Here is a 24,308-nt window from a genome sequence, read left to right on the forward strand (position 1 = left end):
TGTGCCCCACGGCCCCCGCGCTAGCCTTGTGCCGTGACACAGACGACCGACGCCGGGCCCCTCGCCGAACTGAAAGCGAAGTTCCCCAACGGAGTGTGGACGACCCGCGCGAACGCGCGACTCCAGGACGCCCTCATCGAGGGCGCGGGTCTCGGCCGCCTCCAGGCGGCGGTCGGGTGGGCCGCCCGCATGCAGGCCACCGACGCGCCCGAGCCGTTCACGACGCCGCGGATGCTCCTGTTCGCCGGGGAGTACCCCGAGGGCTGGGACTCCGGCGACTACGCGCCCGTCGCCGAGCAGGCCGCGGCCCTGGAACGCGGCGAGGGCCCCCTCGCCGAGCAGGCCGCCCGCTCGGGCCTGCCGGTCGGCGTGGTCCGCACCGGCGCCAGCGAGGGCGCCGAGGGCCCGCTCCTCGACGAGACCGAGCTCGACGAGGCGCTGCGCCTCGGCCGCGACACCGCGAACCGGGCGATCGACGAGGGCGCCGACCTGCTCCTCATCTCGGGCCTCGGCGCCGGCGCGGTGACCGCCGCGGTCGCGGTCTGCTCGTTCATCGCCAAGGACGAGATCACGACCTTCCAGCCGCAGCTCCACGCCCCCGGCGGGTCGGTCTTCGACGCCGCGTGGATGGGCCGCGTCTCGGCGCTGCGCGACCACCTCGCGTTCAACCGCGGTTTCAAGCGCAGCCCCCAGGAGCTCATCTCGCGCCTCGGCGGCGCCGGACTCGGCGCCATGGCCGCCGCGATCTTCACCGCCGCCACGCGCTCGACGGCCGTCCTCGTGGACGGCCCGGCCGCCGTCGCCGCGGTCATGCTCGCCCGCGACTTCGGCCTCGCCGCCCCCAAGTGGTGCTACGCGCCGAACCGCTCGACCCACCCGGTCGTCGTCAAGCTCGCCAAGCAGGCCGGCCTCGCCGACGACCTCGCCCTCGAACTCGACCTCCCCGACGGCGCCGCCCTCCCCCTCGGCTGGGACCTCATCCAGGCGGGCCTGCGCTTCTCGCAGTCCCTCCCGATGCCCGCCAAGCAGGAGCCCGAACCCGAGCCGAACGAACCCGTCGTGGGCGGCATCGGCCCGGTCCCCACCCCCGAGGCCAGCGAGGACTCCCTCGCCGAAACCGAACCGGTAGCGGCCGAAACCGAAGCGCCCGAGACGGAAACGGCCCCGACCGAGACCGTCGAACCGGAAGCCACCGGCGAGAAGGCTTAAGCAGAAACGAGATCCGGCCCGGCATTCGCCGGGCCGGAGTCGTGTCCACAGGTCACAGCACCGGGATCGCCGACCAGAACAGGAAGACCAGGGTCAGCGCGGCGATGCCCGCCAGGCCCAGCGCGAAGCCCCGCTCCCCGCGCCGCCAGACGAGGAACGCCAGCGCGGCCGGAGGCGCGGTCGCGGTGACGGCGAAGACCGCGAACTTCCAGTCCGACGCGCGCGATGCCTCCTCGGCGTACCGCTCCGGGCCGTCGAAAGCGCCGAAGCCGGTCACCGCGGCGTCGATCATGAACGCGGGGGCGACGCAGAACCAGACCACGCAGCAGAGGACCCAGACCGCCCGGTACCGCTTGCCCTCGGGCGACAATGCGGCCCGCACCGCGAGCAACACCACCGGCCCGGCCGCCAGTACCGGCAGGATCCACAGGTCGAACCTCGCCCCCGCCTCGACCTCGTCCGCAGGGCAGCCGCCGGGCGGTGGATCCGGGTACGCACAGGCCATCATGGCGTCGCTGAACAGCAGGTAGAGCGCGACCAGCCACGCGACGAAGAGCAGCGGTATCGCGAGCTTCCGCGCGGCGGGCAGCGCCGCGGAACGAGGGGAGTCCGGCACCCCGGGACCATATCGGACCGGTGCCCGCCTGCCGCCGGACCCGTGCCGGGAGCACGAGTCGGCTGTGGCGCCTCCCGATGGGCGGCGCCACAGTCGCACGCGGTTCGATCCCTGTGTCAGTCGTTGATCGCGCGCAGGACCGGTTTCGTGGTCAAAGCCGCCGTCAGTTCGGGGGAGGCAGCGATGGCCTCGCTCGTCACCGTGAACACGGCCTGCTCGCCGGGGATGAGCGTGACCAGGGCCTTGTCGACCGTGGCGTCGGGGTCGAGGCGGTCGGGGAAGAGGCACAGGTCGCGCAGGACCGTGTCGGCCGTGACCGTGACGGCCACCCCGCCGTCGACGGCGGCGGTCTCCGCGGTGAAGCGGGCCGTGGCCCAGTCCATGTCCTTGTCCTCCTTGGTGAACCAGGTCGCGCGCGGGAAGTCCTCGCGGCCGGTCACCAGGAACTCGCCGGGAGCGGGGGCGACCTGGCCTTCGAGGACGACCTCCGCGGTGTCGCGCGGGTCGATCCGGATCTCCAGGAGCGCGCGGCCGGTGATGCGGCCCTCGGAGGTGCACTTCCAGAAGCCGATCACGCCGTTCCAGACCTCGGCGGAGTCGTTGACCACCACCAGCTTTACGCCGTCCTCGCCGTGCGGTTGGAAGGTCGCGATCCGGTCCGCGTACACGTCCCGCAAGGCGTACCAGAGCGGCTTCAGGCGCTCCTCGCCGTCGATCGCGGCCCACGAGGTCACCGGCCAGCAGTCGTTGAGCTGCCACACGACCGCGCCCGAGCAGTACGGCTGGAGCGAGCGGAAGTGCTCGATGCCGAGGCGGATCGCGCGGGCCTGGTTCACCTGCGTGAAGTACAGCCAGTCGTCGAAGTCGCGCACCGGCGGCAGGTGCGCGTCGAGGCCGCGCTGGAGCTTCGCCTGGCCGTCGGCGGCCTTCTGGTGCCACAGCATGCTCGGCGACTCGGCCTGGAGCGGCTCGTCGGTCGTCATGCGCCGCACCGTGGCCCACGTCGGCGGCGCCTGGTAGCCGAACTCGGCGACGAAGCGCGGCCGCCAGTCGCGGTAGTGCGCGTAGTCCTCCTGGTTCCACACGTCCCAGATGTGGACGGACGCGTGCGTCGGCTCGTTCGGGTGCAGCTCGCGCACCCCCGAGTACGGGCTGCCGGGCCAGTACGGGCGGGTGCCGTCGACCTCGGCCACGAGCTTCGGCAGCAGGTCGTGGTAGTACCCCGCGCCCCAGCTCAGCTCGCCCAGCGGCTCCTGCCAGTCCCAGTCGTGCCAGCCCCAGATGTTCTCGTTGTTGCCCGTCCAGGTCACCAGGCTCGGGTGCGGCGCGAGCCGCGCGAGGTTGTCGCGGGCCTCGGCCTCCACCTCCGACCAGAACGGCTCCTCCTCCGGGTATGCGGCGCAGGCGAACAGGAAGTCCTGGCCGACCATGAGGCCGAGCTCGTCACAGAGCCGGTAGAAGTCCTCGGACTCGTAGACCCCGCCGCCCCAGATCCGGACGTAGTCGATCCCGGCCGCGACGGCCTGGCGCAGCCGCCGCTCCAGGCGGGCCGCGTCGACCCGGCTGAACAGGGCCTCGTCGGGGATCCAGTTGACGCCCTTGACCCACACGGCCTCGCCGTTGATCTTCAGGACGTACGGGCGCCCGTCCGCGTCGGGCTCGGTGTCGAGTTCCACGGTGCGGAAGCCGACCCGGTGCGTCCACGAGTCGAGCTCCTCGTCGCCTGAGCGGAGGGTCACCGACACGTCGTACAGCGGCTGGCCGCCGCGGTTGTGCGGCCACCACAGCTGGGGGTCGTCGACGGCGACGCGCACCTGCGCGGTGCCCGCGCCGGCCGGGACCGGCAGGACCGCGGTGTGCCCGCCCGCGGTGCAGACGAGGACCAGGTCGGCCTCGCCGGCGCGCTGGAGGTCGATCGCGAAGTCCACGATCCCTTGGCCGCCTTCGAGGGACGTGCGCGGGACGACCTCGGCGATCCGGGCGGTCCGCCACGTCTCCAGGCGCACGTCGCGCCAGATCCCCGCGCTCGCGAGGTTCGGCCCCCAGTCCCAGCCGAAGTTGCAGGCGGCCTTGCGGATGAAGTTCCCGGGCTCGTCGTAGGCGTTGGGCCGGTCGCCGAGCCGGTCGCGCTGGGCCTCGGCGTACGTGTACGGCGAGGTGAACGCGACTTCGAGGTCGTTGGCGCCCTGGCGGATCGCCGATCGCGCGTCGAAGCGGTAGCGGCGGTGCATGTTCGCGGACTCGCCGACGACCTCGCCGTTGAGCGAGACGCGGGCGACGGTGTCGAGGCCGTCGAAGACGAGGTCGACGCCGTCGTGGTCGCCGCCCTCGTAGGTGAACGTCGTCCGGTAGGTCCAGTCGCGGCGGCCGACCCAGGCGACGCCGCGCTCGCCCTCGTCGGTGTACGGGTCCGCGACGAGCCCGGCCGCCAGCAGGGCGGACACGACCTCGCCGGGCACGGTCGCGGGGATGGGTTCGGCGGCGGCCGGCGTCCCGGGGTCACCGGTGACGGTCCAGCCCTCGTGAAGGGTGCTCTTGGCGCTCAAAAAGACTCCTATGCCTTGATACCGGAGAGGGCTATGCCTTTGATGCTGTGCCTTCTGTTCATCACGGCACCGCTCCTATGCCTTGATACCTGAAAGAGCGATACCTTTGATGAAGTGCTTCTGGAAGAGGAAGAAGAACACGACCGTGGGCAGCGTAGCCATCATCGAAGCGGCCATCGCGACCCCCATCGAACCGGGGCTCGACACGATCGCGTTGCTCAGGTTCGACAGCGCGATCGGCAGGTTGAACAACTCCTCGGTGCGGATGATGATGAGCGGCTCGTAGAGCTCGTCGGGGATGGCGTTGATGCCGGCGACGAAGAGGACCATGGTGTATCCGGCGCCGCCCCAGACGGCCATGGTCACGAGGATCGGGATGCTCACGGCGGAGTCGGCGAGCCACGCCCGGTTCTCGCCGCCGAAGCGGCGGACGACGGTGTTGGCGAGGCCCCAGGAGTCGACCACGGTGACGTTCACTCCGTTCGCGTGAGGGGTGGTCCGGGCGCGCGGCGCCGCCCCCACTGGCTCGCGAGGGAGGTCACGCTTAACCGGGTAAGTGACCCGAACCTATCGAGAGGATCACGGTCAGTCAATGTGTTGACGGCACCGTGATCGAATTGAAATGATGCATTTCGATATGTAGATGAAATCGACTGAACCGGTTCGCGGTGCGCGTGGGATACAGTTCGGAAGCCGGTGCCGGACCCCAGGCCCCCCCGGCGCGCGCCCTCGCCCCGGGCGCCGCACGACTGCGCTGAGAGGACCACCGATGACCAGGCGCGTGACCATCGCCGACATCGCCGCGGCGGCGGGCGTGTCGAAGGGCGCGGTCTCCTACGCGCTCAACGGCCGCCCCGGCGTCTCCGAGACCACCCGCACCAAGATCCTCGCCATCGCCGCCGAGATGGGCTTCGTGCCCAACCGCGCGGCCCGGTCGCTGTCGGTGTCCTCGGCCCAGGCGGTGGGCATCGCGCTGCGGCGGTCGGCCCGCACCCTCGGCATCGAGCCGTACTTCATGGAGCTCATCTCCGGGATCGAGGCCACCCTCTCGGCCGGGTCCTTCGGCCTCACCCTCCAGATCGTCGACACCGTCGAGGCCGAGCTGGAGGTGTACCGGCGCTGGTGGGCCGAGCGCCGCGTCGACGGCGTCCTCATGTGCGACGTCGGCTCCGACGACCGGCGCCTCGACTTCGTGGCCGACCTGGGCCTGCCCGCGGTCGCCGTCGGCGGTCCCGTCGAAGGCGCCCGGCTGCCCGCGGTCTGGCACGACGACGCCGCGCCCTGCCGCGAGATCCTGGAGTACCTGCACGCCCTGGGCCACCGCCGCATCGCGCGGGTCGCCGGCTTCGACCACCTGCTGCACACTGCGATCCGCGACTCGGCCTACGCCGACACCGCCGCGGCGCTCGACCTCGAGGCCATGGAGACGTTCCACTCCGACTACACCGGCGAGCAGGGCGCGCGCATCACGCGGCGGCTCCTGTCCTCGGCCAAGCGGCCCACCGCGATCATCTTCGACAACGACGTCATGGCCGTCGCCGGCCTCGGCGTCGCCCACGAGCTGGGCATCCACGTGCCGCACGAACTGTCCATCGTGGCCTGGGACGACTCGCCGCTGTGCCGGCTCACCCACCCGGCGCTGACCTCGCTGACGCGCGACATCTCCGCGTACGGCGCCCAGTGCGCCCAGGCGCTCCTGTCGATCATCGGCGCCGAACCGCACGAGGACCGGGCTTTCTCGGTTCAGTGCCGCCCCGCGCAGCTCTCCCCCCGCGGCTCCACCGCTCCCGCGAGGGCCTGAGCCGCGCCGGGGCATCGGTGCTGGAAGGACAAATCCAGGGCACGTCTTGAACCCCATCGATATTTATGGTTCTCTATGTTGAGGTCGGGATTAACCGATTCACCTCAGACCTGGACCTACAGATGGGATCACCATGGAACACGGCACCACCGACGCCGCCCCGGCACGGCGTCGAAGGATGCGAACCTGGCTGATGGCGGCCGCAACGGCCCTGGCCATCGCCCTCACCGGCATGTGGCAGCTGGTACCGGCCAGCGCCCAGCAGGGCGGCTTCACGATCGACGGCACCGAGCTGATCGACGCCAACGGCAACCCGTTCATCATGCGCGGCACCTCCCACCCCGACGTCTGGTACGAGGGCGAGTTCGCCAGCTACGGCGAGATCTCGGACCTCGGCGCCAACACCGTCCGCGTCGTCCTCGGCTCGGGCCAGCGCAACTGGGGCGTCTCGTCCGCCGCGCGCGTCCAGCAGATCGTCGACGAGTGCAAGGCCCAGCGCCTCATCTGCATGCTCGAAGTCCACGACACCACCGGGTACGGCGAAGAGGGAGGTGCGGCCACCCTGGATCAGGCCGTGACCTTCTGGCAGGGCCTGTACAGCGTGCTCGACGGCGAGGAGGCGTACGTCCTCATCAACATCGGCAACGAGCCGGTCGGCAACACCAACCCGCAGCAGTGGACCCAGCAGACCGTGGACGCGATCGAGCGGATGCGGTCGATCGGCTTCGAGCACACGCTCGTGGTCGACGCCCCGAACTGGGGCCAGGACTGGCAGAACGTCATGCGCGACAACGCGGAGACCGTGGCGGCGGCGGACGAGGACGGCAACACGCTGTTCTCGATCCACATGTACGCCGTGTACTCGAACCCGCAGACCGTCATCGACTACTTCGACGCGTTCGAGGAGATGAACCTGCCGCTCATCGTGGGCGAGTACGGCGACACGTTCCAGGGCCAGACGGTCGCGTGGGCGACCATCCAGTCCGAGGCCGAGGCGCGGGGCATCGGCTGGCTGGCGTGGTCCTACTCCGGGAACACCGGCGGCGACCTCGACCAGGTGACGAGTTTCAACCCGTCGCAGCTCACCACCTGGGGCCAGCGGGTCTTCACCTCCGCCAACGGCATCCAGGCCACCGCCGAGCGCGCGACGGTCTTCGGCGACGACCCGGACCCGACCGACCCGACCACCACCCCCACCGACGACCCGACCACGGGCGGCCCCGGCGGGGGCGACTGCACGGCGGTCATCGGAGTCGTCAACGACTGGGGCTCGGGCTGGCAGGGCAAGGTGACGGTGACCGCCACCGGCGGCGCCCTCGACGGCTGGCGGCTCACCTGGACGTGGGCGGGGAGCACCCGGATCACGTCCTCGTGGAACGCCACGATCACCTCGTCGGGGGCGGGGGTGACCGCGAGCGACGTGGGCTGGAACGGCACCGTCGCCTCGGGCCAGGCCCGCGAGGTCTTCGGCTTCATCGGGTCCAGCCCGGCGGCGACGCCGACGGTGACCTGCGAGGCGATCTAACGGGAGGAGACGGCGGAGGCCGCCGGACCGATCGGTCCGGCGGCCTCCTGTCCGCTGCGGGTCGACCGGGCCGCGGCCGGCCGTCTCCGGCTGCCGCGTCCCGGTCGGACGTGCTTGGCGACCCGCTTCGGGTCAGCCGTTCTTGGTGGGGAGCTGGAACTTGCCGACCCCGCCCTTCGGCATCTGCGAGCGGACCTTCGACTTCTTGTCGCCGATCGACTGGTGGCCGGCCTTGCCGGTCTTCTTGCCGCGGGCGAGCGCGCGGCGCTCCTCGCGGTTGAGCGGCGCGTCGTCGGCGGCGTCCTGCTGCGGTTCCGGAGTCTCGGCGGTCATGCGGATCCCCTATCTCGGGTCGAGGTTGAAGAGACGTTGAGCGCGAAACGGAGCGTTGCTCTACGTCTCAATGACGGCACTCATCGTGTCGGCCGGTCGGCGCTCGCGCCCACAGCGGCCGTATCTCTTCTAAAGGATCATGCCGCCCACTCTAGCGTCATCGAATCGTCAGCACAACGGTGTTTGCGAGCGCGCCCCCGGTGACTACCCTCATACGCATGACACAGGCCCCTTCCGGTGTGAGACTCGCGCGCGTGCGGACCGTCGCCCAGGACGCGATGCGCGGCGCGCGGTGGTGGACGCTGCTGGACCTGGAGCGGACCCTGCGCACTGACACGGAGTTCTGGCGCGACCTGTGGGCGCCTTCGCTGGCGATCGCGGGACACAAGGTGGGGCTCAAGAACGCGCGGGCGAAGCTCGACGAGGCGATCGACGCGGGCTTCCACCAGACCGACCTGTTCGAGCCCGAGCTCTCGGCCGCGTTCGGCGCGGACCCGGACTGGGCCGCGGTCCTAGAGCGGGCGAAGGCGAACGTCCCGGCCCCGCCCCTGCGGATCACCTCCTGGCCGCAGCCCGGTGCGGCGGCGCCGCTGCGGCTGGACCGGATCGAGGCGCACCGCGAACTCCAGCTGCTGACGCGGCTCCCCCGGCCCGGCAAGGGGGCGTGGCGGACCGCGCGGGACCTGCTGGCGTGGACCTCGGGGCTGTGGCGGCACGCGAACGCGCGCATCAACGTGGGCGACGCGGTCGACGTCCTGGAGCAGGTCGCCAACGGGGCGCGGTACTCGTGCGTCGAGTACTCGATCGTGCTGGCGCAGGGCCTGAACGCGCTGAAGATCCCCGCGCGGCGGGTGTGGCTGCGGCGCGGCGACTACCACGACGGGGTCGGGCAGGGCCACGCCGTGGCGGAGGCGTGGATCGACGACCTCGACCGGTGGGTGCTCCTCGACGGGCAGCACGGCGCGTACTGGGCCGACGAGGACGGACGGCCCCTGTGCCTGCCCGAACTCCAGGCGCGGGAGCGTCCGGCGAAGCCGGTGCACGTGGGTGCGCGGCAGGCGATCCAGGACCCGGGGCTGTGGTCGGCGTACTTCGCGCACGCGTCGGTGACGGGCGCGGCGTGGGCGCCCGAGGGGTTCGTGCCGCTGTTCCAGGACGGTCAGGTGCTCCCCACCGAGCGGCTGCTGCGGGATCCGGCCGATGCGTACCCGCGCCTGTCGGACCTCGCCATAGGTGTGACCGCCCAGGACGGCGAGCCGGCGGTGAGGATCCGGCCCGAGCACCCGTACGCCGTCGGCGGCGTGTGGAACGGCGACCCGATCACGGCACCGGTGAAGGCCCCGGTCGAGCGCCGCTTCACCAGACTGCTCGACCGCACCCCCGGCGACCACAAGGCGGACTTGGCGGCCCTGACCCCCTACGGCCCCTTGGCGACCAGAGAACTCCGCTGGACCGCGGCCTAGCGCCGCGATGTGACTCACAGCCTGGTCGGGTGCGGCCGCGATGCGGCTCACGCCTCGATCGGGTGACGCCGGGGCTCTGGATTGTCGGTCGGGGCCGGGAGGGTGGTGGGGTTGACTTGACTCACCCACCCAGATCGGGTGGGTAGGACCCTCCCCGCCTCGACTCGCGGTGCGACCGCGCCGGTCGCGTCGCCGCTCCGCGGCCGCGATGCGGCTCACGCCTCGATCGGGTGACGCCCGAGCCCCGGAATGTCGGTCGGAGCCGGGAGGGTGGTGGGGTTGACTTACCCACCCAGATCGGGTGGGTAGAGCAACTCGTCCGCGCTGCTTCCGTCGCGCCCCAGCTCAGCACCCGCACCATTGCCTCCGCGTTTCGCAAGTGGAACGATCCGAAGTATTCTCTAGTATTCCCATAGGATTACTGATATCTTCGGTTCATGAAGCCCGCCAACGCACTCGCACAGCGGCGCGAAGTCGACCAGATGCGCGTCGCGAGCGCCCTCTGTCGCTGACCCTCCTCCCGCCGGTCCGCGCAGACCGTTCCTCCCCTGCGACGTCGCCCGGACCGGCGGGGCCCACCACTCCCTCACGGCCGCACCGGTTCGCGCCGCGGCGCATGCCGCCCCGCGCAGAGCGACCAGGGCCGCACCGGCCCCGCCGCCAGAGCGCGGCCCCCGATACCTCCGTTCCCCGCCACCTGCATTCCACCAGCGCAAGGAGCACCATGACCGCCACCGACCGCACCCGCACCTCGATATCCCGCCGCGCCGTCCTCGCCGCCGCGCCAGTGGCCGCCGCCGCCGGAGCCGTCGGCGTCAGTTCGCCGGCCGCCGCCTCCGGCGGCGGTGGCGGCGCCCGCGCCGCCGTTCTGGGCTGGTTCGACGCCACCGATGCGGCCGTCACCGCGGCGCCCGCCTCCGTGCAGGTCGCCAACAGCCGCACCTGGGCGATCGCCTGGCTCGCCGCCGCCCGCGCCGTGCGCCGGGTCCCCCACGGCCTCAACGCGAAGCACTACCGCGAAGCCGCGCTCGCCGCCGCCGTCCACCGCGCCCTGTACGCCCTCGCGCCGACCCAGCAGGCCGCACTCGACGCGGCCCTCGAAGCGGCGCTCGACGAGGTCCCGGACGGCCGCGCCAAGCGCAAGGGCGTCGCCGCCGGCGTCGACCGCGCCGACGACCTGCTCGCCGACCGCACCGGCGACGGCCTCGACCCCGCCTCGGTGAGCCCGCCCTGGACGCCCCCGGCCGCCGCGCCCGGCGTGTGGCAGCCGACCCCGCCCGCGTTCGCCGCCGCCGCGCAGGCCGGGACCCGGTTCGCCGTCCCGTTCGCGCTCGACAGCGGCGACCAGTTCCGCCTCGATCCGCCCCCGGCCATCGGCACCCCGCAGTACCGCGCCGACCTCGACGAGGTCCACGCCTACGGGGGCGTCGGCAGCACCGCCCGCACCCAGGCGCAGACCGACGTCGCGCAGTTCTGGTACGGCAGCTCGTTCGTCCTCTACAACCCCGTGCTCCGCGCCGCGCTGGAGCACCACACCGGGTCCCTGCGCGACCTCGTCGAGCTGGTCGCGCTGTTCCACGTCGCCTCGGTCGACACCCAGATCGCCACGTCGGACTCGAAGTACGCATACCTGTGGTGGCGCCCGGTGACCGCCATCGCCGGGGCCGTCGAGGACGGGGACCCCGCCACCGTGCGGGACCCGTCCTGGACGCCCTTCCACACGACGCCCGCGCACCCGGACTACCCGAGCGGCCACAACACCTACTCCGGCGCGGCCGAGGAGGTCCTGACCCAGCTCGTCGGCGACGGGCCCGGCGCGGCCTTCACGATCCCGAGCCCGAGCGCGCCCGGCGTCACCCGCACCTACACGACCTGGCACCCGCTCACCACCGAGAACATCGACGCCCGCGTCTGGTCCGGCATCCACTCCCGGTCGGCGGACCTCGCCGGGGTGGAGCTGAGCCGGAACGTGGCGGCGTACGTGCTCTCCCGCGCGGACGAGCTCCTGGCCTGAGAACTTCGCTCCTGAGGAGTCGGGCGCCCCGGTCGCAGTGCAGGCGGTCGGGGCGCCCGTCTTGCTGCGCCGCAAGGGAGGTCGGGATCCACTGGAGTGCCGCGGATACCCTCCCGGGGCACTTAATATTGACAGTTGCCGATGTATTGACAGGCAAACGCTAGCACGGTAGGTTCGTTCCAATTCCCTCAAATCCATCGCGCGCCACATCACGACCCCTCCCGGCAGCGCGGCCCGCCTGAAAGCTCGGAACGGGTCCGCGAGTCGTGATTGGGAGCGCTCCACTGGGCGAAGACCCCCGGCTCCCGGCTCGTCGGAGGGTCTTCGCCCGCCGCCCCGGGACGGGGTCTAGCGCAGGGCCTCGTCGAGGATGTACCGCTCGGCGTCCAGCAGCCGCAGGTCCCGCGCCGGGCGGCGCAGGTGCCCCTTCTGCACGATCCGCTCGAACGCGGGGTCGCCCGCCTGGGCCATGCGGCGGATGCCCTCGATGTGGTCCACGATCCGCTTGCGGATCACCTTGATGAAGCGCTGCCGGTCGCGGTCGGAGAGCCCGTACGCGTCGGCGAACATCCGCAGCCGCCGCGCCCGGTCGGGCTTCTTCCAGCCCAGCGTGATCGAGTCGCGGTCGGTGAAGATCGGCACCCACGTCCACGCCGCGTACGCCACGTCGTAGATCCGCGCGCCCGGGCTCGCCAGGTCGAAGTCGATGAGCGACAGCGTCCCGTCCGGGCGCCAGACCACGTTGTGCGGCGCGGCGTCGTGGTGGCAGATGACCTCGGTGTCCGGCGGCGGCGGCCCGAAGGACCGCCAGGTCGCGCCCGGCGGCGGACGGAAGCCGTACTGCGCGTCGTGGTACATGCGCAGCATCTTCGCGACCGCGCTCATCGTCTCGTCGGTGGTCCAGTGCGGGGCCAGCGGGTACTTGCCCGGCTCGCCCTCCACGAAGGACAGCACCTCGCGCGCGTGCTCGTCGACGCCCAGCACGCGCGGCGCGCCGGTGAACCCGGCGCCGTCGAGGTGCCTGAGCAGTGCGTGGACCGCGGGGGTCCAGGGTCCCGTGTTCCGGCGGACCGTGTCCCCCAGCCGGATGACCGTGCTCGTGTTGCCGCCAATAAGCGGAATCTCGTCTTGGCTCACCGGTCCCCGCCGTGCCTTGCGCCTAGGTGCTGTGTCAGCTCTCGGCGCCGTCGACCAGTGCGTCGACGAACGCTCCGACCTCGAACGGGGCCAGGTCGTCCGGGCCTTCTCCGAGTCCGACCAGCTTAACCGGTACCCCCAACTGCCGCTGAACCGCGATCACGATCCCGCCCTTCGCGGAGCCGTCGAGCTTGGTGAGCACGATGCCCGTCACCTGGACGACCTCGCCGAAGACCTTCGCCTGCTGGAGCCCGTTCTGGCCGGTGGTCGCGTCGAGCACCAGCAGCGTCTCGGCCACCGGGCCCTGCTTCTCGATGACCCGCTTGACCTTCCCCAGCTCGTCCATGAGCCCGGACTTGTTCTGGAGGCGGCCCGCGGTGTCGACCAGGACCACGTCGGCGCCCTCGTCAGCACCGGCCTTGACCGCGTCGAACGCGACCGAGGCGGGGTCGGCGCCCTCGCCGCGGCGCACGACCTTCGCGCCCACGCGGGCGCCCCAGGTCTCCAGCTGCTCGGCCGCGGCGGCCCGGAACGTGTCGGCCGCGCCCATCACCACGGTCTTGCCCTCGGCGACGAGCACCCGGGCCACGCGGCCGCAGGTGGTGGTCTTGCCCGAGCCGTTGACGCCGACCATGAGGATCACGGCCGGGCCCGAACCGGACGGCGAGGCGGTCGCGATCGAGCGGTCGAGATCCGGTTCGAGGACCGCGGTCAGCTCGGACTTGAGCAGGCGGCGCAGCTCCTCGGGGTCGCGGGTGCCGAGGACCTTGACCTGCTCGCGCAGGCGCTCGACCACCGCGGTCGTGTCGGCCATGCCGACGTCGGCGGTCAGCAGGGTCTCCTCGACCTCGTCCCACACGTCGTCGTCGAGCCTGTCGCTCGCCAGCAGGGCCAGGAGGCCCTTGCCGAGCGCGTTGTTCGAGCGGGCCAGGCGCGAGCGCAGCCGCACCAGCCGGCCCGCGACGGGCTCGGGCGCCTCGATCACGGGAGCCGCGGGGGCGGCCTTCGGCGCTGCGGCCTCGACCGCCTCAGGAGTCTCGACCTGCGGCTCCGGCTCGGCCGTCTCGACCGGGGCCGGTTTCGAGCGGCCGCGCACGGCGAGGACGACGCCGATCACGACGGCGATCGCGACCACGGCCGCGACCAGCCAGATCCACAGGTTGTCCACAGGTAAGCCCTCCACGAGTTGACGATCGTCAACCACTGTACTGGGCTGCCCTTACTCCTCTTCGCGGGAGAACTTCTGGCTGATGACCTGCGTGACACCGGCGCGCATGGTGACGCCGTACAGGGCGTCGCCGATCTCCATCGTGCGCTTCTGGTGCGTGATGATGAGCAGCTGCGAGTTCTCCTGGAGCTGGCGCAGCAGGTCGAGCAGGCGCCCCAGGTTCACGTCGTCGAGCGCCGCCTCGACCTCGTCCATCAGGTAGAACGGGCTGGGGCGGGCGCGGAAGATCGCGACCAGCAGCGCCAGCGCGGTCAGCGACCGCTCGCCGCCCGACAGCAGCGAGAGCCGCTTGACCTTCTTCCCGGGCGGGCGGGCCTCGACCTCCACACCGGTCTTGAGCAGGTCCTCGGGGTCGGTGAGGAGGATGCGGCCCTCGCCGCCGGGGAAGACGGTCTGGAAGACGTGCTCGAACTCGCGGGCGGTGTCGGCGAACGCCTCGGCGAAGACCTGCTGGATGCGGTCGTCGACCTCCTTGACGACGGTGGTGAGGTCGGCGCGGGTCTTCTTGACGTCTTCGAGCTGCTCGCTGAGGAACTTGTAGCGCTCTTCGAGGGCGGCGAACTCCTCCAGCGCGAGCGGGTTGACCTTGCCGAGGAGCTTGAGTTCGCGCTCGCCGCGGGCGGCGCGCTTCTCCATGAGGGGCCGGTCGAAGTCGTACGGCTCCGGCTCCGGCTTTCCCTTCTCCGCGGCGGCGGCGACCTCGTCGGCGCTGGGCGGGACGGGCTGGTCGGGGCCGTACTCGGCGAGCAGGGTCTCGATGTCGACGCCGAACTCGGCGCCGGCCTTCTCTTCGAGCGCTTCGATGCGCAGGCGCTGCTCGGCGCGGGCGACCTCGTCGCGGTGGGCGGCGGAGGTGATGCGCTCGAGCTCGGCGGCGGTGGCGCCGGCGCGCGTGCGGAGTTCGGCGAGGGCGGCTTCGCGGCGGGTCTGCTCGGCGGCGACGGCGTCGCGTTCGATGGCCGCGGTCTCCAGGGAGTCGGTGAGCTGGACGCCGGCCTCCTCGGCGGCTTCGGCGACGAGGGCGGCGACGGCGGCGCCGCGGGCGCGGGCGGCGCGGCGGGCCTCGGCGCGGGCGCGGGAGGCGCGCTCGGACAGGGCCTGGCGGGCGAGGGCGTCGGCGCGGCCGGCGAGCGCTGAGGCGCGCTCCTCGGCGGTGCGCACAGAGAGGCGGGTCTCCATCTCGTTCTGGCGGGCGGCGTCGAGTTCCCGGGAGAGGACGTCGCGCTCGTCGGTGGAGGGCTCCTCGATCTCGGGGAGGGATTCGAGCTCGTCGAGCTGCTCCTCCAGGCCGGAGAGGCCGGCGGTGTCGGTCTCGCGGGCGGTCTGGGCGCGGTCCCGGGCCTGGGCGAGGCGGGCCACTTCGGCTTCGGCGCTGCGGGCGGCGGCGCCGAGTTCGGCGAGGCGGCGGGCGACGACGCCGTGCGCGGCGGCGGCCTGGCGCTGGGCGGTGCGCACCTGCTCGGCGGCGGCCTCGGCGTCGGCGTGGGCGTCGCGGGCGGTCTCGAACTGCTCGCGCAGCTGCGCGGCGAGGGATTCGGCGGCGATCTTCTTGTCGCGGGCCTCGTCGACGGCGGCCTGGATCTCGATGTAGGACTGGGCCTTCGCGGAGCCGCCGTGGGCGGTCGCGGCGCCGAGGACGTCACCGGCGCGGGTGACGGCGGTGAGTCCGGGGTGGGCGTCCACGATGGCGCGGGCGGCGGGGAGGTCGTCGGCGACGACCATCCCGGCGAGGACGGCGCGGACGGTGGTGGCGAGTTCGGCGGGGGCGGAGACGGTGTCGGCGACGGAGGTGAGTCCGGCCGGGACGTCCACCTGGGACCGTCCCCCAGCGATCAGACTGTGCTTGATCAGAAACCCTGCTTGGCCGCCGTCCTCGTCACGGAGGAGCTGGATGGCCTGGGCGGCGGTGGCGGGGCTGGTGACGGCGATGGCGTCGGCGAGGCGGCCGAGCGCGGCGGCGAGGACCGGTTCGTAGCCGGGCCGCACGGTGAGGAGCGCGGCGACGGAGCCGAGGACGCCGGGGACGGCGTCGGACCGGGCGAGGAGGGCGGCGGCGCCGTCCTTGCGGCGCAGGCCGACGGCGAGGGCCTCTTCGCGGGCGGCCCACTGTGAGGCTTCGCGGTCGGCGTCGCGCTCGGCGTCGCGGAGGCGGTCGAGTTCGGCCTTGGCGGCGGCGGTGCGGGCCTTGGCCTGGGCGAGTTCGTCGTCGAACTCGGCGTCGGCCTCGACGGCCTCGTTCTCGGCCTCGGCTTCGGCGTGGGCCTCGGCGGCGGCCTCGGCGCGGTCCTTGGCCTCGGCGAGGGCGATGGAGGCGCGTTCGAGTTCTTCGGCCGCGGCGGCGGTGCGGGACTTGAGGGAGTCGACGCGCCCGCGGAGGGTGGCGAGGGCTTCGCGGCGCTCGGCGGCGGCCTTGACGGCGCCGACGATGCGCTGCTCGGCCTCGCCGAGCGCGGCCTCGGTCTCCTCGCGGGCCTCGACGGCGGAGGCGAGCCGCTCGGAGTCCTCGGCGATGCCTTCGCGGAGTTCGATCTCCTGCTCGCGGATGCGCTGGGCCTCGGTCTCCAGGACCTCGGGGTCGCGGCCGGCGCGGTCGTCCTGCTCCTCGGAGAGGTAGCGGCGGCGCTCGGCGGCGAGCTGCGCGGTGGAGCGCAGGCGCTCGGCGACGGCCTGGAGCCGGTACCAGGTCTCCTGGAGGCGCGCGAGGCGCGGCTTGTCGGCGGTGTGCGCGGCCTCGACCTCGGCGACCTGGGCGGCGAGGCGCTCGTGCTCGTCGGCGAGGACTTTGCGGCGCTCGTTCAGGGCCTCTTCGTCGGCGAGGTCCTTGGCGATGTTGGTGCGCAGGCCGGTGAGGTCGTCGGCGAGGAGGCGCAGGCGGGCCTCGCGCAGGTCCATCTGGATGGTCTGGGCGCGGCGGGCGAGCTCGGCCTGGCGGCCGAGGGGCTTGAGCTGGCGGCGCAGCTCGGCGGTGAGGTCGGAGAGCCGGTCGAGGTTGCCCTGCATGCCTTCGAGTTTGCGGAGGGCCTTCTCCTTGCGCTTGCGGTGCTTGAGGACGCCGGCGGCCTCCTCGATGAACGCGCGGCGGTCCTCGGGGCGGGCGTGGAGGTAGGAGTCGAGCTTGCCTTGGCCGACGAGGACGTGCATCTCGCGGCCGATGCCGGCGTCGGAGAGGAGGTCCTGGACGTCGAGGAGGCGGCAGCGGTCCCCGTTGATCTCGTACTCGCCCTCGCCGGAACGGAACATGCGGCGGGTGATCGACACTTCGGAGTAGTCGATGGGGATGGCGCCGTCGGAGTTGTCGATCGTGAGGGTGACCTCGGCGCGGCCGAGCGCGGGGCGGCCGGTGGTGCCCGCGAAGATGACGTCCTCCATCTTGCCGCCGCGCAGGGACTTCGCGCCCTGCTCGCCGAGGACCCAGGCGATGGCGTCGACGACATTGGACTTGCCGGAGCCGTTCGGACCGACCACGCAGGTGATCCCCGGTTCGAAGCGCAGGGTCGTGGCCGAGGCGAAGGACTTGAATCCCTTCAGCGTGAGGCTCTTCAGGTGCAACGGTCGCTCCGGCTGTCGGCGTCGGCGGGGTACGGGACCGTCCCAGCGTACAAGGCGGGTGTGACCGGATCGGGGAGATCGGCGGCGGTGGAGGGGACGAAGCGGCACCGGGCGTGCGGGGCGCCGGCTGCGGTTCCGCCCCCGGACATGACAATGCGCGCCCGCTGCTGGCAGCTGGCGCGCCTATCTTCTCTTGTGCGAGTGACGGTCTAGGTCAACGCGGGCTCGTGCAGCCGCATCAGCTCCTCGACATGATCGTGTTCGATCTCGTCTTCACGGGACCGGAGCTCGGCAAGCTCGGTCTCGAGGTTGCGTACTCGCGCGCGTAGCTGGACCACTTCTTCGAGCAGGCGCTTGTTGGGAGCCTGGCCGATGTGGCCGTAGAGGGCTTTCGCCATAGTTTCTCCTTGCGATCACGTCGTCTGGTGGCGTTGGCGTACGCACCATGAAAAACGTCGCATTTGCTGAGTGAATTTTTTTAGCCGCCGGGGCCGATTGCCCCTTGCCGGACCAGTGGAGCACGGCTCGTGAACACTGGCCGTCACCCACCATCTTCCGCCTTTCCGGCGGTCTTCGTCAAGCTTTGCACATGCTTTGCCCTCGGGATTCGACGGGGGTCACACCCTTGGGGGGCGCTTCGTAGGGGCTCGCTCACAGTGTGCTCAGTGCGCGGGGCGCGGGAACCTGATAGTGTCCCCGGAAACGCGAACTACCCCCGTGTATTTCACCCCCGCGACGGAGCCGTAACCCCATGCGAAGACTCCAGGGCGGGCGCCACCGCGACCCCGCCGAGAGCACGCGCCGGATGTTCATCGCCATCCTGGCCTCGTTCGGCCTGGCGGCGGGAGCCACCTCACTGTGGGCGGTCGGATCGCCACTGGACGGCACCGGCGTCGCCGCCGACGGGCCGACGAACGGCACCGCCTCCTCCCAGGTGGCCGAGGAGAGCCCCACCGTGTCGCCGCAGGCGGACCTCCAGGAGGCCGAGATCCTCCCGCAGGACGCCGAGGAGGAGCCCACCACCGAGGCGGCCGAGGAGACCACGACCGCCGCGGAGGACGAGGACGAGGGCGACTCCGGGGGCGGCGGCGGTGACGACGGCGGTGACGACGCCCCGTACGCGGACGCCGAGTCCGAGATCCTGGGGATCGTCAACGACCGGCGCGCCGAGAACGGCTGCGGCGGCCTCGACCGCGACTCGCGGCTCGACACCGCCGCGCGCCTGCACGCCGAGGACATGGCCGTCAACGACTACTTCGACCACACCTCGCAGGACGGACGCAGCCCGACCGACCGCGCGAACGCCCAGGGCTACGAGGGCGGCGTCGGCGAGAACATCGCCTACGGCTACCCGGACGCCGAGGCGGTCATGGAGGGCTGGATGAACTCCGAGGGCCACCGCGCGAACATCCTCAACTGCGACTACGACGTCATCGGCATCGGGGCCTACGACCGCGACGGCACGATCTACTGGGTGCAGATGTTCGGATAGCCCTCTCGGGGCAGCATTATCACAGGTGAACGGCGCTTTCACCCCGTACTGTCGTCCATCCGACTCAACGCTGGACTGGACGATTACCAACAGTCATGCTGGGGTGGCCGCCTGCGGGCGCGCATCTGGGGAGGCGACCGAAGAACACCCGAAGGATGAGGTGCCAACCGTGCGTGTCATGCTGTACGACCCGAATCAGGTCTTCTCCGCCAGCATCCGACCCCTGCTCCGCCGCCGGGGAGACCTCCCGGTGGAGGCCCGCAGCGCGAAGGCGCTCGCCGCCGCGGACGCGCAGGTCGACTGCTGCCTCGTCGCTCTCGAAGCGGTCTCCCGGAACCGGGTCCTGACCGACTGCAAGCGCCCGGTCTTCCTCATCACCGACCGCGAGGACGGGTCGGTGCTCCGCAAGGCCGTCTCGGTCTCGGCGGCCGGCATCGCGAACACGCACATCCTGCCGAGCGACCTGCTCGACGCCATCGACGCCGGGCTCGCGAGCCCGCCGTACTACGATCCCCAGCTCCTGCGCGCCGCGCTCCAGCCGGCGCCGCTGCTCGGCGACCAGGACGCGCTCGAACTCGCGCACCACCTGACGCCGCGGGAGGACGACGTGCTGCGCCGCATCGTCCGCGGCGAGCCGACCAGCCACATGGCCGACCAGATGGGGGTCTCGGTCTCCACCGTCCGCTCGCACGTGCAGAACGTGCTCGGCAAGCTCGGCGTGAACTCGCGGCTCGCCGCGATCGCGTTCGCCATCAACTACGGCATCGACACGGTCAGGGAGAAGCACCCGCAACTGAGCTAGCCGGACCCGCTGGGCATACTTGGAGCGTGCCAGAACTCCCCGAAGTCGAGACGGTCCGCCGCGGGGTCGACGCGGCCTTCCGCGGCGGACGCATCAGCGCCGTCGAGGTCTACAACCCGCGGACGGTGCGCCGCCACGCGCCCGGGATCGCGGACTTCCAGTCGAGCCTGAAGGGCCTGGAGATCACCGGGACCGGGCGGCGCGGCAAGTTCATGTGGCTCGCGCTCGACGACGGCCGCGCGCTCATCTGCCACCTCGGCATGAGCGGCCAGCTCCACGTCGTCACCGACGGCCGCGAGGCCCACAAGCACCTGCGCGGGCGCATGACGTTCATCGACGCGCGCGAGCTGTGGTTCATCGACCAGCGGACCTTCGGGTACTGGCAGCTCTCCGAGATGGAGGAGGCGGTGCCGACCGCGGTCGGCCACATCGCCCCCGACGTCTTCGAGGCCGCGTTCGACGCCTCGCTGAGCGCCGACCGGCTGCTCAAGCGCCGCATCGAGGTGAAGAAGGCCCTGCTCGACCAGGGCTGGATCAGCGGGGTCGGGAACATCTACGCCGACGAGGCCCTGTGGCGCGCGCGGCTGCGCGGGCGCCGCACCGGCGACTCGCTCACCCGCCGCAAGGCCCTCGAACTGCTCGGGCACGTCGAGGACGTCCTCACCGAGTCCCTCGCGGTCGGCGGGACCTCCTTCGACGAGCTGTACGTCGACGCCCGCGGCGAGGCCGGCTACTTCGCCCGCGAACTCGCCGTCTACGGCCGCGCGGGCCAGCCGTGCCGCCGCTGCGGCACCCCGATCGTCCGCGAGGTCATCGGCGACCGCTCGGCCCACTACTGCCCGAAGTGTCAGCGGTAGCGCGTACGCTTCGCCGCTCGGCCCCGGCTCGGGATCGGCGGTCCGCGAGACACCTTCCGAGTCACCCGTCAGGGTGACATCGGCGACGCGGGGCCGCGTTTCTGTCGGACCCCGGCGGAAGGATGGCAGCCATGCTTCCCCGGGTGGGTGGGGGTTAGGGACGGTAACTACCCACCCGCCCGCCCATACGTTCACGTGCATACGCGAAGGGGCGGGAACCGGATCTCCGGTTCCCGCCCCTTCGCCGCAGTCGTGCTTCCTACCGCTGCTTGACGCCCAGGCGGTCCGAGAGGACCTGCCAGGCGAGCTTCGCGGCGATCTGCTCGGCGTCCTTCTTGGAACCGCCGGTGCCCTCGCCGAACTCCTCCCCCGCGACCACGGCCCAGGCCGTGAACTCCTTCGCGTGGTCGGGCCCCGACTCGGTGATCCGGTACTCGGGCACGCCGAGTCCGGAGTCCGCGGTGAGCTCCTGGAGGCTGGTCTTCCAGTCCAGGGCCGCGCCCTGCCCGGCCGCGGCCTCCATCAGCGGGTCGAAGAAGTGGTGCACCACGCGCTTGGCGGTCTCCACTCCGTACTGGAGGTAGACCGCACCGAGCAGCGCCTCCACCGCGTCGGCCAGGATCGAGTTCTTGCCGCGACCGCCCGAGGTCTCCTCGCCCTTGCCGAGCAGGAGGTGCGGACCGATGCCGCCCGCGCCCATGCGGCGGGCCACGCCGGCCAGCGCCTTCATGTTGACCACCGACGCGCGCAGGCGCGCGAGCTGCCCTTCGGGCAGGTCGGGGTGGTTGCGGTAGAGCGCGGTGGTCACCACGAGGCTGAGCACGGAGTCCCCGAGGAACTCCAGCCGCTCGTTCGTGGGCAGCCCGCCGTGCTCGTACGCGTACGAGCGGTGGGTCAGGGCGAGACGCAGCAGTTCGGGGTCCACGTCTCTGACCCCGAACACCGCTTCGAAATGTTGTACTGCCTTGTCGCCCATAAGCGGGAGGACTTAGGCTTCGAGGACCTGGCGGCCCTTGTACGTGCCGCAGACCTCACAGACCTGGTGGCCGCGCTTCTTGGCGTGGCACTGCGGGCACTCGACCAGCTGGATCGGCGTCGCCTTCCACTGCGACCGACGGTGCCGGGTGTTGCTGCGCGACATACGACGCTTCGGAACAGCCACTTCAGAACTCCATACTTATTCGCTGTGCTATTTCGATTCGCCGTCGGTGTCGGCGAGCCGAAGCTTGTCCAAGCCCGCCCAACGGGGGTCCACGGTCTCGTGAACGTGGTCGTCGGGCAGTTCGTCCCAGGGGACGCCGCAATCGGCGCACAGTCCCGGGCAGTCGGGTCGGCACAGCGGGGTGACCGGCATCGCCAGCACCAGCGCGTCCCGAACCGCGGGCTCCAGATCGAGCAGATCCCCACTGAGCCGCAGAATCTCATCGGCCTCGGTGGTCGCGTCGGTGACGGAGCCTTCATAAGCGTACAGCTCCTGCACCTGGACCCTGAGCGCGTCCTGCACGGGTGCGAGGCACCTCGCACACTCGCCCTCGGCGACCGCGCCGACCTCGCCGTCGGCGAGGACGCCCTCGCTGACCGCGGTCAGGTGGACGTCGACGTCGAGCGGGGACGACTCGGGGACGGCGTACCCGGCGAGACCGAGCCCGGCGGGTGCCGGGACCTCGAGCGCGACGTGCATCGTCGTGCCCGAGCTGCGCCCGAGCTCCGCGGTGTCGAACACCAGCGGCGCGGCGGGATCAGGAGCGGTCGTCGTCATGGGTGTGCTGCGGTCCTTCGGTCAGGGAGATGCGCCTCGATCGAGGCCGACCGGTAATGCTACCTGAGCCCCGGCACGCGTCCCAACCCAGGCCGGAGCCGAGTGAGGACGTGATTTCGGCGATACCCGGCGCGCGAAGGCGCCGGTCTTGTCGGACCCGCGCGGGAGGCTGGCGGGGGAAGATGCCCCTCCCACCCCGGGTAGGAGGACCGCCCCTCGCGCCGGGCGCTTCCGCGGCGCCGGCGGGCCCGGCCCGCCCGCCGCGGACGGCGCCCGAAGGACACCGCCGCGAGTCCGGCGCCGCCGGGCAAGGCGGGAACCGCGCCCGCCGCGCGGCTGCGCTAGAGCTGCGGCAGGGGCTTCTCTTCCTCGAACTGCTCCTGCTGCGCGGGCGCGAAGCTGCCGATCTCCCGGAGGGTGTGCATCTTGTCGCGGCCGCGCTCGACGCCCGAGAGGGCGCGGTGCAGGAACTGCTCGAAGTTGGCGAGGGTCGTGTCGACGTACTCGTCCACCTCGTCGCGCAGGCGCTGGGCCTCGCCGCGGGCCTCCGCGATGATGCGGTTGCCCTCGTGCTCGGCCGAGACCGTGATCTCGTGCCGGGAGACCAGGCGCGCGTGCTCGGACTCCCCCTCGGCGATGATCCGCTCGGCCTCGCGCTCGCCGGCGTTGATGATGCTGTCGCGCTCCTGGAGCATGGCCTCGGCGCGCCGCAGGTCGCCGGGGAGTTCGTTCTGGAGTTCTTCGAGCATGGCGATCATCTCGGCCCGGTCGACTTTGCAGGCGCGGGACATGGGCACGGCTTTCGCCTGCTCCACGTAAGCGATGATCTCTTCGATCCGGTCGAGCGCACCCACCGATTTGCTCCCGTCGATGTCTGTCATGGGGACATTGTCCCGTATGAGGGTGGAAAGTGCTGCTATTCCTGCCGCAAGCGCTCGATCAGTCGCGATTGGACGATCTCGGGCACGTGCGACGAGACGTCGCCGCCCCATTTCGTGACGTCCTTGACCATCGAGGACGACAGAAACGAGTAGAGGGGGTTGGTGGGGATGAACACCGTCTCCACGCCCGCCAACCCGTAGTTCATCTGGGCCATCTGTAGTTCGTAGTCGAAGTCGGAGGCCGCGCGGACGCCGCGGACGAGGACTCCGGCGCCGTGCTTCTGGCAGAAGTCGACCACCAGTCCTTGGAAGGACGCCACTCGCACGTTGGGCATGTCCGCGGTGGTCTCCTTGAGGAGCTCCACCCGTTCCTCGACGCTGAACAGCGCGTTCTTGGAGGCGTTGTGGAAGACCGCGACCCAGAGTTCATCGTACAGCTGGGCGGCGCGTCCGAAGATGTCGAGATGACCGTACGTCACCGGATCGAATGACCCGGAGCAGGCGGCGATTCGGGCTTCAGGTTTCACAGGGCGTGACCGTAGCAAAGTGCCGTGGTGCCGTAACGGCGGACGCGGTCTTCTGCGATCTTCGGCGGCCACGGGACGGTGGCGTCCTTGCCGCCGCGCTCCACGACCACGTCGGCGTCCGGGGCGAGCCAACCCTGCTCGACCAGGGCTTCGAGCACGCCCGCGACCGCGGCGTCGGCGACCGCGTAGGGCGGATCGGCGAAGACGATGTCGTACGGCTCGGCCGGGGCGCTCTGGAGCGCCTTCTCGACGGGGGCGCAGATCACTTCCGCGCCGGTGACGCCGAGGTCGGCGAGGTTGCGGCGCAGGAGCTTCGCGGTGAGGGCGTGCGACTCCACGAACAGGGCCGCGGAAGCGCCCCGCGAGAGCGCCTCGATGCCGACCGCGCCGGAGCCGGCGTAGAGGTCGGCGAACCGAAGTCCGTCGAGGTCGCCGCCGGGCGCGAGCGAGTTGAACAGCGCTTCGCGGACCCGGTCCGAGGTCGGCCGGGTGCGGTCCCCGGGGGGCGTGGCGAGGCGGCGGCCCTTGAGGCTGCCGGCGATGATCCTAGTCATGTGGGCCCAATCATT

At 71.6% G+C, this 24,308-nt stretch carries 22 protein-coding genes; 8 read left to right on the forward strand and 14 right to left on the reverse strand.

The window, feature by feature from the left end:
- Positions 1-33 precede the first annotated feature (33 nt).
- Positions 34-1,209 (forward strand): nicotinate-nucleotide--dimethylbenzimidazole phosphoribosyltransferase, encoded by a 1,176-nt coding sequence (locus BLS99_RS18870; RefSeq protein ID WP_091053162.1) that lies wholly within the window; start codon positions 34-36, stop codon positions 1,207-1,209.
- A 52-nt stretch (positions 1,210-1,261) separates the two neighbouring features.
- Here the strand turns inward: BLS99_RS18870 and BLS99_RS18875 are convergent, their stop codons facing one another.
- From BLS99_RS18875 to BLS99_RS18885, 3 genes are all read right to left on the reverse strand, one after another.
- Positions 1,262-1,825 (reverse strand): hypothetical protein, encoded by a 564-nt coding sequence (locus tag BLS99_RS18875; RefSeq protein ID WP_091053165.1) that lies wholly within the window; start codon positions 1,823-1,825, stop codon positions 1,262-1,264.
- A gap of 116 nt (positions 1,826-1,941) precedes the next feature.
- Positions 1,942-4,371 carry a glycoside hydrolase family 2 protein gene (locus BLS99_RS18880; RefSeq protein WP_091053168.1) on the reverse strand — a complete coding sequence of 810 codons (2,430 nt, stop codon included), beginning with the start codon at positions 4,369-4,371 and terminating at the stop codon, positions 1,942-1,944.
- Positions 4,372-4,446: 75 nt separating this feature from the next.
- Positions 4,447-4,848 (reverse strand): ABC transporter permease family protein, encoded by a 402-nt coding sequence (locus tag BLS99_RS18885; RefSeq protein ID WP_091053170.1) that lies wholly within the window; start codon positions 4,846-4,848, stop codon positions 4,447-4,449.
- Between the two features lie 292 nt (positions 4,849-5,140).
- On the opposite strand from BLS99_RS18885, the gene BLS99_RS18890 reads away from it, so the two are divergent.
- Together BLS99_RS18890 and BLS99_RS18895 are read left to right on the forward strand one after the other, a co-directional pair.
- The gene (locus BLS99_RS18890; RefSeq protein ID WP_091053173.1) at positions 5,141-6,172 is read left to right on the forward strand and encodes a LacI family DNA-binding transcriptional regulator; all 1,032 of its coding nucleotides are present in this window, start codon (positions 5,141-5,143) and stop codon (positions 6,170-6,172) included.
- Between the two features lie 178 nt (positions 6,173-6,350).
- Positions 6,351-7,697, forward strand: a complete 1,347-nt coding sequence (locus tag BLS99_RS18895; protein WP_091053175.1) for a cellulase family glycosylhydrolase — start codon at positions 6,351-6,353, stop codon at positions 7,695-7,697.
- A gap of 132 nt (positions 7,698-7,829) precedes the next feature.
- On the opposite strand, the gene BLS99_RS18900 is transcribed toward BLS99_RS18895, so the two are convergent.
- The gene (locus BLS99_RS18900; RefSeq protein ID WP_091053177.1) at positions 7,830-8,030 is read right to left on the reverse strand and encodes a hypothetical protein; all 201 of its coding nucleotides are present in this window, start codon (positions 8,028-8,030) and stop codon (positions 7,830-7,832) included.
- 218 nt (positions 8,031-8,248) lie between these two features.
- Between BLS99_RS18900 and BLS99_RS18905 the strand changes: the two genes are divergently transcribed.
- Entirely contained in the window at positions 8,249-9,493 is a 1,245-nt protein-coding gene (locus BLS99_RS18905; protein WP_143034868.1) for a transglutaminase-like domain-containing protein, read from the forward strand.
- Between the two features lie 724 nt (positions 9,494-10,217).
- Positions 10,218-11,507 carry a vanadium-dependent haloperoxidase gene (locus BLS99_RS18910; RefSeq protein ID WP_091053182.1) on the forward strand — a complete coding sequence of 430 codons (1,290 nt, stop codon included), beginning with the start codon at positions 10,218-10,220 and terminating at the stop codon, positions 11,505-11,507.
- 348 nt (positions 11,508-11,855) lie between these two features.
- Here BLS99_RS18910 and BLS99_RS18915 read toward each other — a convergent pair whose 3' ends face one another.
- The 4 genes from BLS99_RS18915 to BLS99_RS18930 all read right to left on the reverse strand — a co-directional run bounded on the left by BLS99_RS18915 (position 11,856) and on the right by BLS99_RS18930 (position 17,819).
- A complete protein-coding gene (locus tag BLS99_RS18915) occupies positions 11,856-12,644 on the reverse strand; it encodes a phosphotransferase enzyme family protein (protein ID WP_091053185.1) in 789 nt (262 codons plus the stop codon).
- Between the two features lie 34 nt (positions 12,645-12,678).
- Positions 12,679-13,812, reverse strand: a complete 1,134-nt coding sequence (ftsY, locus tag BLS99_RS18920; protein WP_218126704.1) for a signal recognition particle-docking protein FtsY — start codon at positions 13,810-13,812, stop codon at positions 12,679-12,681.
- A gap of 51 nt (positions 13,813-13,863) precedes the next feature.
- Positions 13,864-17,421 carry a chromosome segregation protein SMC gene (smc, locus tag BLS99_RS18925; RefSeq protein WP_091053191.1) on the reverse strand — a complete coding sequence of 1,186 codons (3,558 nt, stop codon included), beginning with the start codon at positions 17,419-17,421 and terminating at the stop codon, positions 13,864-13,866.
- Positions 17,422-17,630: 209 nt separating this feature from the next.
- Positions 17,631-17,819 (reverse strand): hypothetical protein, encoded by a 189-nt coding sequence (locus tag BLS99_RS18930; protein WP_091053193.1) that lies wholly within the window; start codon positions 17,817-17,819, stop codon positions 17,631-17,633.
- 353 nt (positions 17,820-18,172) lie between these two features.
- On the opposite strand from BLS99_RS18930, the gene BLS99_RS18935 reads away from it, so the two are divergent.
- The 3 genes from BLS99_RS18935 to mutM all read left to right on the forward strand — a co-directional run bounded on the left by BLS99_RS18935 (position 18,173) and on the right by mutM (position 20,572).
- Positions 18,173-18,913, forward strand: coding sequence for a CAP domain-containing protein (locus tag BLS99_RS18935; RefSeq protein ID WP_091053196.1), 741 nt, complete (start codon positions 18,173-18,175; stop codon positions 18,911-18,913).
- A 178-nt stretch (positions 18,914-19,091) separates the two neighbouring features.
- Positions 19,092-19,715 (forward strand): helix-turn-helix transcriptional regulator, encoded by a 624-nt coding sequence (locus BLS99_RS18940; RefSeq protein WP_091053199.1) that lies wholly within the window; start codon positions 19,092-19,094, stop codon positions 19,713-19,715.
- Positions 19,716-19,741: 26 nt separating this feature from the next.
- A complete protein-coding gene (gene mutM / locus BLS99_RS18945; RefSeq protein WP_091053202.1) occupies positions 19,742-20,572 on the forward strand; it encodes a bifunctional DNA-formamidopyrimidine glycosylase/DNA-(apurinic or apyrimidinic site) lyase in 831 nt (276 codons plus the stop codon).
- A gap of 259 nt (positions 20,573-20,831) precedes the next feature.
- On the opposite strand, the gene rnc is transcribed toward mutM, so the two are convergent.
- The 6 genes from rnc to rsmD all read right to left on the reverse strand — a co-directional run bounded on the left by rnc (position 20,832) and on the right by rsmD (position 24,293).
- The gene (gene rnc / locus BLS99_RS18950; protein ID WP_091053204.1) at positions 20,832-21,548 is read right to left on the reverse strand and encodes a ribonuclease III; all 717 of its coding nucleotides are present in this window, start codon (positions 21,546-21,548) and stop codon (positions 20,832-20,834) included.
- 12 nt (positions 21,549-21,560) lie between these two features.
- Positions 21,561-21,734 carry a 50S ribosomal protein L32 gene (rpmF, locus tag BLS99_RS18955; protein WP_091053207.1) on the reverse strand — a complete coding sequence of 58 codons (174 nt, stop codon included), beginning with the start codon at positions 21,732-21,734 and terminating at the stop codon, positions 21,561-21,563.
- A 27-nt stretch (positions 21,735-21,761) separates the two neighbouring features.
- A complete protein-coding gene (locus BLS99_RS18960) occupies positions 21,762-22,331 on the reverse strand; it encodes a YceD family protein (RefSeq protein ID WP_091053209.1) in 570 nt (189 codons plus the stop codon).
- A gap of 341 nt (positions 22,332-22,672) precedes the next feature.
- Complete coding sequence (locus tag BLS99_RS18965; RefSeq protein WP_091053212.1) at positions 22,673-23,185, reverse strand: hypothetical protein; 513 nt, start codon at positions 23,183-23,185, stop codon at positions 22,673-22,675.
- A gap of 62 nt (positions 23,186-23,247) precedes the next feature.
- Complete coding sequence (gene coaD / locus BLS99_RS18970) at positions 23,248-23,739, reverse strand: pantetheine-phosphate adenylyltransferase (RefSeq protein ID WP_091053214.1); 492 nt, start codon at positions 23,737-23,739, stop codon at positions 23,248-23,250.
- Complete coding sequence (rsmD, locus tag BLS99_RS18975; RefSeq protein ID WP_091053216.1) at positions 23,736-24,293, reverse strand: 16S rRNA (guanine(966)-N(2))-methyltransferase RsmD; 558 nt, start codon at positions 24,291-24,293, stop codon at positions 23,736-23,738. Before rsmD ends, coaD begins: the two co-directional genes overlap by 4 nt.
- Positions 24,294-24,308 lie beyond the last annotated feature (15 nt).

The organism is Glycomyces sambucus, assembly GCF_900102815.1.
Lineage (GTDB): Bacteria > Actinomycetota > Actinomycetes > Mycobacteriales > Micromonosporaceae > Glycomyces > Glycomyces sambucus.